Source organism: Microbispora sp. NPDC088329, from assembly GCF_040685655.1.
In the GTDB taxonomy this organism is placed as follows: Bacteria; Actinomycetota; Actinomycetes; order Streptosporangiales; family Streptosporangiaceae; genus Microbispora.
The window spans coordinates 13,104-25,784 of record NZ_JBFBIP010000035.1; the positions used below are offsets into that span (position 1 = coordinate 13,104).

The 12,681-nt window shown below is 71.2% G+C and carries 11 protein-coding genes; 9 read left to right on the plus strand and 2 right to left on the minus strand.

The genetic code is table 11. The features are described from left to right. Window positions 1–6: 6 nt before the first annotated feature. A complete protein-coding gene (locus AB0O28_RS37635) occupies window positions 7–1,137 on the minus strand; it encodes a DUF5925 domain-containing protein (RefSeq protein ID WP_363647400.1) in 1,131 nt (376 codons plus the stop codon). Between the two features lie 158 nt (window positions 1,138–1,295). Here AB0O28_RS37635 and AB0O28_RS37640 point away from each other — a divergent pair, with 158 nt between their 5' ends. From AB0O28_RS37640 to AB0O28_RS37660, 5 genes are all read left to right on the plus strand, one after another. Continuing rightward, entirely contained in the window at window positions 1,296–2,063 is a 768-nt protein-coding gene (locus tag AB0O28_RS37640; protein WP_363647402.1) for a peptidoglycan-binding protein, read from the plus strand. A gap of 545 nt (window positions 2,064–2,608) precedes the next feature. Continuing rightward, complete coding sequence (locus AB0O28_RS37645; protein WP_363647404.1) at window positions 2,609–2,959, plus strand: hypothetical protein; 351 nt, start codon at window positions 2,609–2,611, stop codon at window positions 2,957–2,959. Beyond that, entirely contained in the window at window positions 2,952–4,493 is a 1,542-nt protein-coding gene (locus AB0O28_RS37650) for a hypothetical protein (RefSeq protein WP_363647406.1), read from the plus strand. Before AB0O28_RS37645 ends, AB0O28_RS37650 begins: the two co-directional genes overlap by 8 nt. Before the next feature lie 33 nt (window positions 4,494–4,526). Next, on the plus strand, window positions 4,527–4,814 hold the full coding sequence (locus AB0O28_RS37655; protein ID WP_363647408.1) for a hypothetical protein: 288 nt from the start codon (window positions 4,527–4,529) through the stop codon (window positions 4,812–4,814). A gap of 11 nt (window positions 4,815–4,825) precedes the next feature. Beyond that, window positions 4,826–5,269, plus strand: a complete 444-nt coding sequence (locus tag AB0O28_RS37660; RefSeq protein ID WP_363647410.1) for a hypothetical protein — start codon at window positions 4,826–4,828, stop codon at window positions 5,267–5,269. Between the two features lie 143 nt (window positions 5,270–5,412). Here the strand turns inward: AB0O28_RS37660 and AB0O28_RS37665 are convergent, their stop codons facing one another. Then, window positions 5,413–5,562: a hypothetical protein gene (locus AB0O28_RS37665; RefSeq protein ID WP_363647412.1), complete on the minus strand. Its 150-nt coding sequence runs from the start codon at window positions 5,560–5,562 to the stop codon at window positions 5,413–5,415. A 54-nt stretch (window positions 5,563–5,616) separates the two neighbouring features. Here AB0O28_RS37665 and AB0O28_RS37670 point away from each other — a divergent pair, with 54 nt between their 5' ends. From AB0O28_RS37670 to AB0O28_RS37685, 4 genes are all read left to right on the plus strand, one after another. Continuing rightward, window positions 5,617–7,449, plus strand: a complete 1,833-nt coding sequence (locus AB0O28_RS37670; protein ID WP_363647414.1) for a methylmalonyl-CoA mutase subunit beta — start codon at window positions 5,617–5,619, stop codon at window positions 7,447–7,449. Beyond that, window positions 7,446–9,587 carry a methylmalonyl-CoA mutase gene (gene scpA / locus AB0O28_RS37675; RefSeq protein WP_363647416.1) on the plus strand — a complete coding sequence of 714 codons (2,142 nt, stop codon included), beginning with the start codon at window positions 7,446–7,448 and terminating at the stop codon, window positions 9,585–9,587. Before AB0O28_RS37670 ends, scpA begins: the two co-directional genes overlap by 4 nt. Next, the gene (meaB, locus tag AB0O28_RS37680; protein ID WP_363647451.1) at window positions 9,587–10,576 is read left to right on the plus strand and encodes a methylmalonyl Co-A mutase-associated GTPase MeaB; all 990 of its coding nucleotides are present in this window, start codon (window positions 9,587–9,589) and stop codon (window positions 10,574–10,576) included. The genes scpA and meaB overlap by 1 nt, the downstream gene beginning before the upstream one ends. Window positions 10,577–10,674: 98 nt before the next feature. Continuing rightward, on the plus strand, window positions 10,675–12,675 hold the full coding sequence (locus tag AB0O28_RS37685) for a CehA/McbA family metallohydrolase (protein ID WP_363647418.1): 2,001 nt from the start codon (window positions 10,675–10,677) through the stop codon (window positions 12,673–12,675). Window positions 12,676–12,681: the final 6 nt, after the last annotated feature.

Sequence of the window (12,681 nt, forward strand, 5' to 3'; positions counted from 1 at the left end):
GGCCCTTCAGAGATAGAGGCCGATGGGCGGAGCGGCTTCGCCGGCGGTGCCCGGGCGGCCGTCCCGCAGGGCGAACAGCTCGGCCAGCGTCATCCCGCCGGGGCTCACGCCGTCCGTCCCGCCCAGCCACCGGGCCGCCTGGTCCGCCTCGAAGCGGCCGACCTCGACCTGGGCCAGGCACCGCCCGGGCCGTACGACCGCCGGGTGGAGCCTGCTGAGGTCCTCGTTGGTCGTGATCGCCACGAGCACGTCCCTGCCCTGGCCGAGCAGCCCGTCCGTCAGGTTGAGCAGGCGCGACAGGCCCTGGCCCGTCGACTGCTTGGCCTCGGCGCGGATCAGCTCGTCGCAGTCCTCCAGCACCAGCAGCCGCCAGCGCGGTTCGTCGTCCTCGTCCGGGCCGTCCCAGCCGACGGCGACGTCCATGAGATAGCCGGGGTCGTTGAACAGCAGTTCGGGATCGAGCACGCAGTCGACCTGGCACCAGGGCGCCCACTCGCGCGCGAGCGTGCGCAGCAGCGTGGTCTTGCCGGTGCCGGGCGGGCCGTGCAGGAGGACCAGCCGGCCCGTCACATCGGACGCGGTGGTCGCCATGAGGGCGTCCAGGCGGCGGGAGGCGGCCGTGGGGTAGTTCCGCCTGACCTCCTGCCAGGAGGAGGTCGTGATGGGCTTGGCGGAGCGGTGCGGGCCGTGGCTCGACCGCCACCAGAAGCCCATCCGGACGTGGTCGGCGTCGGGCGCGGCCTCCGCCGCGTTCCTGGTCGCCTGTTCCAGAACGGAGCCGGCCAGTTCCTCGCTCACGGCCGTGGCGGTGAGCGTGGCCGACCTGTTCATGTTGCGGACCACGCGCAGGGTCCACCCCTCGCCCGCGATCAGCCGGGTCTCGTACCCGTCGGTGTGCTGGGCGACGCGCAGCAGCCGGCCGCCCTCGGCGGTCAGCGGGGCGTCGGCGCGCACCCGGGTGAGGCTGGTGGTGCGGGACCAGGGCTGCTCTCCGTTCGCGAACGGCGACAGCGCCAGGGCGTCGATCACGTCGGCGGGGCTGTCGGCGTCGTCGAGCCAGATCCGCATGGGTACGGGCGGCCGCGGGGACGCGGGCGTGGAGTGAGGAGAAAAGTCGACCCCCTTGATAACGGACATATGGTCCATGATCTCGGCGTTCGTGTCGCGCTGTCGATTGGATTTATGCCCCTATTCGCTTTGCTTGCCGTTTAGCCGGTCTGATCTGGGCAAAAAGCAGTACTTGGTGGGGCGTTACCGCTACGCTCGGTATCCAGTCGTCATCAACGGAGAGCACTGTGGCCATCGATCTCGTGTCCCGCGCTGAATGGGGCGCGCGTCCTCCCAGGGGCTCGTACTCGTCGCTGACCTCCACCCGGGGCGTGAAGGTCCACTACACCGGCGGCCGGGTGGATCCCGGCATCGTCGACGACCACGCCAAGTGCGTGGCCATGGTGAAGTCGATCCAGAGCTTCCACATCGACGGCAACGGTTGGGTCGATATCGGCTACTCCATGGTGGCGTGTCCGCATCGGAAGGTTTTCGTCGGGCGCGGGCCGGGACACCTGCCGGCCGCCAACGGCCCGGGCCTGAACTCCGGCCACTACGCCGTGCTCGGTCTCGTCGGCAACGCCGGGCTGATCCAGCCGACCGACGGCATCCTGCACGCGATTCTGGACGCGGTGGAGTACCTGCGCGCCAAGGGGGGTGCGGGCAAGGAGATCAAGGGCCACCGCGACGGCTACTCGACCGACTGCCCCGGCGACCCGCTGTACGCCTGGATCAAGAGGGGTGCGCCGCGTCCAGGGACCACCCAGCCGGAGCCCGGGCCGGAGCCGTCGCAGGAGTGGCCCGGCCGTCTGCTCAGGTATCCGCCGGTGATGCGCGGCGACGACGTGCGCGCCTGGCAGGCCCGGATGAAGGAGCTCGGCTACGACATCGTCGTCGACGGTGCGTACGGGCCGGACTCCCAGGAGGTGTGCCGCAGGTTCCAGAAGGACAGGCGCCTCGAGGTGGACGGCGTCGTCGGTCCCGACACCTGGAACGCCGCCTTCGCCAAGACCTGAGAAGCCCGGCCCGGCATTCTGTTCAGAGTTCTGTGAAAGCGCCGCGGGACAACAGAAGCAGTGGTACGACTGCTACATGACCTCAAGCTATCGCACGAAAGACGGTCACACGGTGGGCCTCGATAGCACGGTTTGGGCGATCAACGGGCAAGGCCCCTTCACACTCACGAAACCCGATTCCGCTCCGCCCGGATGGGTCTACTTGGTGAGTGCCGACGGTGAGGACATGCGCTTGCACGCTCCAGAGGACATCGCGATCTACTACAACCGGGTCCGGCGGATAGAAGTCTGACCGAGGACGTGACCGCAGAGCGACGTCCGCCGCGGTGACGCACGAGGAGTGGAACCGCCATCCCCGTGGGCCTGGCCGCCGGCCTGATCGGTGTCTTTCGTAGCTCCGGTAGCGACGACGCCGTGCGCGGACGACCGGCTGAGGACGCTCATGGATGAAGGCCTGCGCTGAACGCCGGCATATGGATCGAGCGGACCATCGACCTGGAGGCCCGATGCCTGAACCGATCTCCCAGCAGGAGCCCGAAACCGCCGTGCACGCCGCCGCGGCACCGTTCGACGTCGTCTTGACAGTCTCCGAGCCGGCCGACGTCGGTCCGTTGTTCCGCCGTCTCAGCTCCATACCGGATGCGACCATCACCCGAAGGCGTTCTGGCCCGGATGCCGGCGAGCTCGGCGTCGCCGAGGTGCTGCAGATGCTCGTGCCTTCTTCGGCGGTGCTCGCCGTCGCGATCCGGACGCTGCCGGTGTTCATCAAGTCCCGGCGGTCGTCCGTGACCGTGACGGTGACCCGGGGAGACCGGTCCGTAACCCTCACCGGCGAGAACCTCGACGACCCCCAGAAGATCCTCGAGATCACCAACCATTTGCTCGGCGATGATTGACCTGGCGCGCCGGGACTACTCCCGGTCACGTGCGGTTCTCATGGGCACGTGGGACTACACGGACTTCGAGAGGGCCCCCGCGATCCGGCGCAGCTTCAACCGTATGCGGGACCTGCTCATGGACCCGGTGTGCGGCCAGTGGCCCGAAGAGTCCATCAAGCCGTTCGAAAACCTCCGCACGCTCGGCACGACCCATCGCGAGCTCATCGAAACGTTCATCACGGCCACGGATGTCGCGCTCTTCTACTACGTCGGACACGGGATCTACGATCACCGCGAGCGGCTGTGCCTCACCGTGGGCGACACAAGGACCGATGCGAACTTCACGGCCGCCACAGGGCTGCCGTTCGAGGCCGTGCGGGACGCGTTCCACGCCAGCCGGGCCGCCGTCAAGATCGCCGTACTCGACTGCTGCTACGCGGGGCTCGCCGCAGAAGAGCACGGCCGCCTGTCTGCCAACCGCCCGCCCCAGGTGTCCGGCGCATACCTGCTGATGAGTAGCAGCGCGTTCGAGGCCTCCTGGTACGAGACCGAGGCCGTCGCCGACGCACAGACATACTTCACAAAAGCCCTCGTGGACACCGTGCACGAGGGTATCCGCGGCGCACCGGCCGGTCTCACGTTCGATCACATCTTCGGCGTGGTCGCCGACCGGCTCGTCGAGGACGGCAGACCCGAGCCGCGCCGCCGCGTCGAGGATCACGCCGCCGCCTGGGTGTTCGCCGCAAACAACGCCCCCGACGCCCCGCCTGAACCCGGCGCCGACCCGGACACCCTCTACCGCGAGGCTTATCGCCGTGAGACCAAGGAGGGCGTCGAGCGACTGCCTGTGATCGCCGCGATGTATCGCGCGGCGGCCGCGGCCGGACACGCGCCCTCGATGAACCGGCTCGGGCAGATCGCCGAAGGCCGGGTCCAGGCGAGGATGCAGGGCATCGAGCCGGGACCCGTCGACGGTGCGGCGCTTCAGGAAGCGACGCAGTGGTATGTGAAAGCCTCCGAAGCCGGCGACCCGATCGGCCCGCTTCACCTCGGACAGCTCTACGAGGAGCAGTACAAGAACCAGGACCAGGCGTTGTACTGGTACGCCCTCGCCGCGCGCCGAGGCAACGGCGCGGCACAAGAACGGCTGACCGGGCTGGAGCAGCGTATCCGCCTCGGGTTCGACGCGTCCCGGCAGCCCGGGGGCGAGAGTGATGAGGAGCCGGAACCGGCGCGCCCTGCGCCCGCGGCCGGCGTCACCGTCGCCGGCCTCGCTGCCGAGGTATGGCGACAACGATGGCTGGCCGACTGGGACGGCAGCGAGCCGCTGGCGATCGCCCAGTGCCTCGACGTCCTCATTGACGCCTGCGGCGGACCCTACGGTGAGTGGGCGGCCCTCGACGAGGCGGAACAAAAGCGCATCTTCACCGACTTCGTCGCATCGCTGCCACGCAGGGCGGACCTCGCGAGGGCGGCGCGCCGGTACTACGAGGCTGTGGGCCCAGGCAACCTCCGCGATCACGCTGCCGGAATCCGGCGCCAGGTGAAGTGATCTGAACCGAACCTGAAGACAGGGGAGTGCGACATGGCGATCCCGGAAGTCAGCACGGCACTCCGGCAGTCCCTCGAACGGCACCGTTTCTCGCTCCGGCCGCAGCCCGGCGCGCGCCCCGGTGAGGAGACCGTCCACGTCGTCCTCGACAACGGTGAGGAGACGTTCCACGCCGGCCATGTGGACCACCACCTGGGACTTTGGTGTGCCTTCGCCGTCGTGCGCGCTCATGGGCTCTTCCGTTCCGACGAGGTCGGCCGGCACGAGTCGTTTGAGCACGCCGTGCTCGCCGTCCTCGTGAGTTTCACCCACGTCGAGTAGGAGGCGCCGGAATGCGTGTCGAACCACGATTCTGCGACCAGATCAGATGCCTCGTCCTCAAGGACCGCAGGGCGAAGGCGCTCGACGAAGCCCTCTCGCCGCGCGACAGAATCGCCTTCAACGGTTTCCTCGTCTCGGTGATCGCAGTGCTCCTCGCGCCGCGACTGGGTGGTCGGTGCGAGATCGAGGATCTCGCGGCGTTCAGCGACGAGGTCGCTGCCGGGCACCGCAGCGAGCGGCGGCCAGTCAACGAGTTCGTCGTGGAGGAGGTCCTCCGCTACATATACGGAATGCCGCAACTTTTCCGAACGATCCCTGTGCCTCCCACAGCCGTGTCGTGGGCGGGCGCGGCGATCGTGCGATACCTGAACAATACGGACACCAGTATCGCCGCCGACATCGACCGCATTCTCGACACGGCTGTGGACCTCCACCAGCGCCGCACCCGGCGTTGACGCGGCATGATCGCCGCCCCCGAGCTACCAGCCTCGGCCGAAGACCTGTGCGGCAGGCGGAACGAGTGGCTCACCGCACAGCACTGGATCACCTCACGCGACGCTGACCGCAAGGGACCGCTCGCTTACCCCTCGCGGCGGGGTCACCAGGTGGCGCCGGGGCTCTCCGCGCCGCCGCCGCTGGCCAGTGACGCCCCGGCCCCGTCCGCGCCCATCGTCCCACCCCTCCCGCCCATGACCGAGATCACAATACTGAGGAAGATCACGGCTGCGGCCCGGTCGGCGTTGTCCACAGACCGGGACCCCGGGGCTCCCGGAACCGGGCCGATGCCCTTAGCATCCGGTTCATGACGGTGCCGCCTGTTGAACAGGACGATCTCGCTGATCCCGCGGCGGAGTTTCCACAGGCCACGCGGAAACAGTGGCGTGCGCTCGCGGCCGAGGTGCTGCGCAGATCCGGCTGGGACGGTTCGCCGGACGAGGCCGAGGCCGCCCTGACCACCACGACCTACGACGGTGTGACGGTCGCCTCGCTGTACGACGCCGGCGACCTGCCCGGCGCGTCGCCCGCGGTCCGTGCGGTGCGCGGTCCGGGCCCGTGGGACCTGCGCCAGCGGCACGCCGACCCCGATCCGGCCGTGACCAGGGAGGCGATCCACGCCGACCTGGAGAACGGCGTCACGTCCCTGTGGCTCGATCTGAACGCGATCGACCCGGCCGCGCTGCCGGTCGTGCTGGACGGCGTGCTGCTCGATCTCGCCCTGGTCGTCCTCGACGCCGGCCCGCGTACGGCCGAGGCGGCGGAGGCGTTCCTGCGCCTGGCCGGCACGACGGCCGGGGGTGCGGCGCTGCCCGGGGGCAACCTGGGCGCCGACCCGATCGGGCTGGCCGCCCGCACCGGCGCGACCGTGGACACCGGCGCCGCCGTGGCGCTCGCCCGCCACTGCGCCGCGGATCACGCCGGGCTAAGGGCGATCACCGTCGACGCGCTGCCGTACCACGACGCGGGCGGCGCCGACGCCGAGGAACTCGGCTGCTCGGTGGCGACCGGTGTCGCCTACCTGCGGGCGCTGACCGGCGCGGGCCTGACGCTCGAGCAGGCGTTCGGGCAGATCGAGTTCCGGTACGCCGCGACCGCCGACCAGTTCCTCACCATCGCCAAGCTGCGGGCCGCCCGGCGGCTGTGGACGCGGGTCGCCGAGGTCACGGGCGTCGCGGACGGGGCCGGCAGGCAGCTCCAGCACGCGGTCACCTCCTCGGCGATGATGACGGTCCGGGACCCCTGGGTGAACATGCTGCGCACGACCGTGGCCTGCTTCGCGGCCGGGGTGGGCGGGGCGGACGCGGTGACCGTCCAGCCGTTCGACGCCTGCCTCGGGCTGCCCGACGCGTTCGCCCGGCGCATCGCCCGCAACACGCAGTCGCTGCTGGTGGAGGAGGCCGACGTCGCCCGTGTCGCCGACCCGGCCGGCGGCTCGTGGTACGTGGAGCGGCTCACCGACGACCTCGCCGGCCGGGCGTGGGAGTGGTTCCGGGAGATCGAGCGGGCCGGTGGCATGGCGGCCGCGCTGGAACGGCTGGTCCCCGAGCGGCTGGCGGTGACCAGGGCCAGGCGCGCGGACAACCTCGCGCACCGGCGCGACCCCATCACCGGGGTGAGCGAGTTCCCCGACCCGCAGGAGAGGCCGCTGTCCCGGCGGCCCGGCCCCGGGCTCGCGGTGACATCGGGCGGTGTGCCCGGCGTGGGACTGCCGGTGATGCGCTACGCCGAGGAGTTCGAGGCGCTGCGCGACCTCGCCGACGCCCAGCCGAGCAGGCCCACGGTGTTCCTCGCCACGATCGGGCCGGTCGCCGCGCACACCGCGCGGGCGGCGTTCGCCGCCAACCTGTTCGCGGCGGGCGGCGTCGCGACCGTCACCAGCGGCCCGGGCACCGACCCGGCCGCGATCGCCGAGGCCTTCCGCGACTGCGGCACCCCCGTCGCCTGCCTGTGCTCCTCCGACCGGTTGTACGGCGAGCACGCGGCGGCGGTCGCCGCGGCGCTGCGGGAGGCCGGGGCGCGCACGGTCTGGCTGGCCGGAAGGGGGGAGTATGAGGGGGTGGACGCCGCCCTGTACGCCGGATGCGACGCGCTCGGTGTGCTCCGCGCGACGTTCGATGAGCTGGGAGTGAGCCGATGATTCCCGATTTCTCCGAAATCGACCTGGGGTCGGGAGCCGCGGCGGCGGGCATCCCCGGCGGTCCGGTCGGGGAGACTCCTGTGTGGGAGACGCCGGAGGGCATCGCGGTCAAGCCGTTCTACACGGCGGCCGACCTGGAGGACGTCCCGTCCCCGCCGACGTACCCCGGCATCGCGCCCTTCCTGCGCGGGCCGTACCCGACGATGTACGTCACCCAGCCGTGGACCATCCGGCAGTACGCCGGGTTCTCCACGGCGGAGGAGTCCAACGCGTTCTACCGGCGGAACCTGGCGGCGGGGCAGAAGGGCCTGTCGGTCGCCTTCGACCTCGCGACCCACCGGGGCTACGACTCCGACCATCCCCGGGTCGCCGGCGACGTGGGCATGGCGGGCGTGGCGATCGACTCGATCTACGACATGCGGCAGCTGTTCGACGGGATCCCTCTCGACCGGATGAGCGTGTCGATGACCATGAACGGCGCGGTGCTGCCGATCCTGGCGCTCTACATCGTCGCGGCAGAGGAGCAGGGGGTCACGCCGGACAAGCTGGCGGGGACCATCCAGAACGACATCCTCAAGGAGTTCATGGTCCGCAACACCTACATCTATCCGCCGGGTCCCTCGATGCGGATCATCTCCGACATCTTCGCCTACACCTCGGCGAGGATGCCGAAGTTCAACTCCATCTCGATCTCCGGCTATCACATCCAGGAGGCCGGGGCGACCTGCGACCTGGAGCTGGCGTACACGCTGGCCGACGGGCTGGAGTACCTGCGGGCCGGGGTCGGGGCCGGGCTCGCCATCGACGCGTTCGCGCCGCGCCTGTCGTTCTTCTGGTGCATCGGCATGAACTTCTTCATGGAGGTCGCCAAGCTCCGCGCCGCCCGGCTGTTGTGGGCCCGCCTCGTGAAGGGCTTCGGTCCGGAGAACCCCAAGTCGCTGTCGCTGCGCACGCACAGTCAGACCTCGGGATGGTCGCTGACCGCGCAGGACGTGTTCAACAACGTCGTACGGACCTGCGTGGAGGCGATGGCGGCCACCCAGGGGCACACGCAGTCGCTGCACACCAACGCCCTGGACGAGGCGCTCGCGCTGCCGACCGACTTCTCGGCGCGGATCGCCCGCAACACGCAGCTGCTGCTCCAGCAGGAGTCGGGCACCTGCCGGGTGATCGACCCGTGGGGCGGCTCCTACTACGTCGAGCGGCTGACCCGGGAGCTGGCACGGGCGGCCTGGGGGCACATCCAGGAGGTCGAGCGGGCCGGCGGTATGGCTCAGGCCATCGACCAGGGGCTGCCCAAGATGCGCATCGAGGAGGCGGCGGCCCGCACCCAGGCGCGCATCGACTCCGGCAGGCAGCCGGTGATCGGCGTCAACAAGTACCGCCCCGAGGCCGACGAGCCGATCGAGGTGCTCAAGGTCGACAACACGGCCGTGCGCAACCGGCAGATCGACAAGCTCCGCAGGCTGCGCGAGGAGCGCTCGGCCGACGCCGTGGCCGGGGCGCTGGAGGCGCTGACCAAGGGCGCCGCGGCAGACGACAACCTGCTGGAGCTCGCGGTGAACGCGGCCAGGGCCAAGGCGACGGTCGGGGAGATCTCCCACGCGCTGGAGAAGGTCTTCGGACGGCACGCCGCGCAGATCCGTACGATATCGGGTGTGTACCGCGCGGAGGTGGGCGACGCCGCGGACCGGGTCCGGGAGGCGTGCGCGCAGTTCGAGAAGGCCGAGGGCCGCCGGCCCAGGATCCTCGTCGCGAAGATGGGCCAGGACGGCCACGACCGGGGTCAGAAGGTGATCGCGAGCGGGTTCGCCGACCTCGGTTTCGACGTCGACGTCGGCCCGCTGTTCCAGACGCCCGAGGAGGTCGCCCGGCAGGCCGTCGAGGCCGACGTGCACGTCGTCGGGGTCTCCTCGCTCGCGGCCGGGCACCTGACGCTGGTGCCCGCGCTGCGGCGGGCGCTCGCCGGCCTCGGCGCGGAGGACATCATGATCGTGGTCGGCGGCGTGATCCCGCCGGGAGACGTCGAGGAGTTGCGGGCCGCGGGCGCCTCGGCGATCTTCCTGCCCGGCACGGTGATCGCCGACGCCGCCCTGGAACTGCTGCGCGAGCTGTCCGGCCGGCTGGGTCATCAGTGATCACGTCGGCGCTCGAGGACTACGTCAAGGGCGTGCTGTCGGGCGACCGGCGGTGGACCGCACGGGCGATCACCCTGGTGGAGTCGACCAGGGCGGATCACCGGGAGATGGCGCAGCGGCTGCTGGTCGAGCTCACCCCGCATGCCGGCAAGGCGCGCAGGGTGGGCGTGTCCGGGGTGCCGGGAGTCGGCAAGTCCACCTTCATCGAGGCGCTCGGCACCCATCTCACCGGCGAGGGGCACCGGGTGGCCGTGCTGGCGGTCGACCCCTCGTCGCGGCGCTCCGGCGGCAGCATCCTCGGGGACAAGACCCGGATGGCCCGGCTGTCGGCCGACCCGAACGCCTTCATCCGGCCGTCTCCCACGGCCGGGACGCTCGGCGGCGTGGCGAAGGCCACCCGCGAGGCCGTCGTCGTGGTGGAGGCGGCGGGATACGACATCGTCCTCGTCGAGACGGTCGGGGTCGGCCAGTCGGAGACCGCGGTCGCCGACATGGTCGACACGTTCCTCCTGCTCACCCTCGCCCGTACGGGAGACCAGCTCCAGGGGATCAAGAAGGGCGTGCTGGAGCTGGCCGACGTCATCGCGGTCAACAAGGCCGACGGCGAGTACGAGACGGCCGCGCGCAAGGCGGCGCGTGAGCTGTCCGGGGCGCTGCGGCTGCTGCGCGCGGCCACGCCGGTGCTGACCTGCAGCGGCCTGACCGGCGCCGGCCTGGAGGAGCTGTGGCGTCACATCGTGCGCCATCAGGAGGACGCCGACCTCGCCGCCAGGCGCAGCCGCCAGCAGGTCGAGTGGACGTGGGCGCTGGTGCGGGACCGGCTGCTGGCCATGCTCCGCGACACGACGTCGGGTATCGCGCCCGAGATCGAACGGCAGGTCCTCGACGGCACCCTCACTCCGTCGCTGGCCGCCGACCGCATCCTGGCGGCCTTCCTGCCCACAGGCGGTAAGCATGACACGCGGGAGATCACCTTTCCTCCCGGGTGAGAAAGATCGCTACCCCTGTGACCGGGAATGCACTGTTGCACGTTTTCCCGGGCCGAAACCGTGCCACGATGTGGCCGCTTCGATTACGGGGAGGTGCGATGAACCACGATCCGATGATGCCGCCGCAGGTGGAGCGTGCTCTGCGGGAGTACCGCGCGTTACTGTCGGCCCACGGGATGACCTGGGGGGAGCCGCCGCTGGGATACGTCCGGATGATGCCCTTCCTCCGGTTTCCCGAGGAGGCCGACCGGATGAGCGCCGGGCCCGACCTCGACGCGGAGTTCCGTGACACGCTGGACGGCGAGCTCCCCCGGGGCCTGGCCGCGCTGCGGCTGGCCGCGGGCGGTCACAGCCTGGAACACCGCCTGGAACACCGCCTGGAACACCGTCTGGAACACCGTCTGGAACACGGCCAGGCCCGGCCGCTGCTGTCGCCGGGACCGGTGCCCGTCATCCTGCTGGTCGACTCCGCGCTGCCGCATCCGGTGGAGGTGACGGCCGACGGCGTGCCGTACGGGATCGCGGCGGGCGGGGCCAAGCTCCTCGACGTGACGACCGCGACCGTCCTCACGGTGGACGGCGAGGTGGTCGACCTGTCCGGGCTGACCCGGCCCGCGCCGGCCGCGTGGCTGCGGTTGCGCGCGGGCTTTCCGTGCCGGTGGAGCGTCAGGTCGCGGGACGGCCAGGGGTGGTATCCGGAGGGCGTGCCCGAGCGGCGCGACAACGACGACATGCCGTTCTTCCACGGCGACGACATCGTGCTCGCCGTGCCCGCCGAGCCGGTCACGATCCGGGTCACGCGCGGCATGGAGTACGACGTCGTGGAGACGACGGTCGTCCCCCGGACGGGGGAGGAGACGCTGGTCGGGATCGCGCCGCAGCGGTTGTACGACGCCGCCGCCCGGGGCTGGTACGGCGCCGACCTGCACGTTCACATGAACTGGGCGGGCGACCTGGTCGCCGTCCCCGCGGAGGCGGCCGCCGCGCAGCTCGGCGAGGACCTGCACGTGCTCAACCTCGTCGCGGGAAACGTCGCGGGAGACCGGGTCTACGACCGGGAGGCGCTCCAGCACTGGGCCGGGCGCGACCTGCCGTGGTCGGACGCCGGGCACGTGGCCCGGATGGGCGTGGAGTATCGCAACGACCTGTTCGGGCACGTGCACGTCTTCGGGGTGGCCGCGCCGCCCGCCGTCTATCACACGGGTTTCGGTGCCGACGCCGACTGGCCGCCCAACGCGGCGGTCTGCGGCGACCTGCGGGAGCCGCGTGCGGTGCTCGGATACGCCCATCCCTTCCACGGCCCGGTCGCGACTCCCGAGGACGTCGTCGGCGGCGGGACCAGGAACTGCACCGGCCGCGCCCTGGTGGTGGACGCCGCGCTCGGGCTGGTCGACGGGGTGGAGGTCCTGCACTTCAGCGACCTGTCGCCCGCCCCGGGGACCGCCGAGGTCTACCGGAGGCTGGTCGGCGCCGGCAACCGGCTCGCCGCGCTCGCCGGAACCGACACCATGCTGTCGTTCACCCGCCAGGACACGGTCTCCAGCCCGCCGGGCTGGGAGCGCGTCTACGCCCGCGTGGACGGGCCGCTCAGCGCGGAGTCGTTCGCCGAGGCCGTACGGCGGGGCCGCACGTTCGCCACCACCGGCCCCTGGCTGGAGCTCACGGTGAACGGCCTGGAGCCGGGGGCCACGCTCGGCCTGGACGGCGGTGAGACGGTCGAGATCCGGGCGCGGGCCGTCGGGCCCGAGGTGGAGCACCTCGAGATCAGGACCGCGGCGGGTGTGCTGGCCGAGGGACCGGGCCACGAGATCACCGCGTCCCTCCGGGTGGCGGACGCCACCTACGTGGTCGCCGTGGCCCGCGGCGGCGCCCATCCTCGCTCCCCGCGCGGGCGGGCGTACGCCCACACCAGCCCGGTCTACCTGGACGTGCGGGGACGGCGCGTGGCCAGGCAGGAGGATCTCCGCTGGTGCCTGCGATGGCTCGACCTGCTCGACGAGGTGGTCAGGGCCAGGGCCCGGTTGCGGACCCGGGCCCAGCTGCGCGACCACCTCGACCTGATCGAGAAGGCCAGGGCGGTGTACGAGTCGCGCCTGTGACCGGAG

Excerpts from the sequence above, each read along its gene's own strand:
- AB0O28_RS37635 (WP_363647400.1), bottom strand. The coding sequence starts at position 1,137 with ATGTCCGTTATCAAGGGGGTCGACTTTTCTCCTCACTCCACGCCCGCG.
- AB0O28_RS37650 (WP_363647406.1), top strand. The coding sequence starts at position 2,952 with ATGATTGACCTGGCGCGCCGGGACTACTCCCGGTCACGTGCGGTTCTC.
- AB0O28_RS37655 (WP_363647408.1), top strand. The coding sequence starts at position 4,527 with ATGGCGATCCCGGAAGTCAGCACGGCACTCCGGCAGTCCCTCGAACGG.
- AB0O28_RS37660 (WP_363647410.1), top strand. The coding sequence starts at position 4,826 with ATGCGTGTCGAACCACGATTCTGCGACCAGATCAGATGCCTCGTCCTC.
- AB0O28_RS37670 (WP_363647414.1), top strand. The coding sequence starts at position 5,617 with ATGACGGTGCCGCCTGTTGAACAGGACGATCTCGCTGATCCCGCGGCG.
- scpA (WP_363647416.1), top strand. The coding sequence starts at position 7,446 with ATGATTCCCGATTTCTCCGAAATCGACCTGGGGTCGGGAGCCGCGGCG.
- AB0O28_RS37685 (WP_363647418.1), top strand. The coding sequence starts at position 10,675 with ATGAACCACGATCCGATGATGCCGCCGCAGGTGGAGCGTGCTCTGCGG.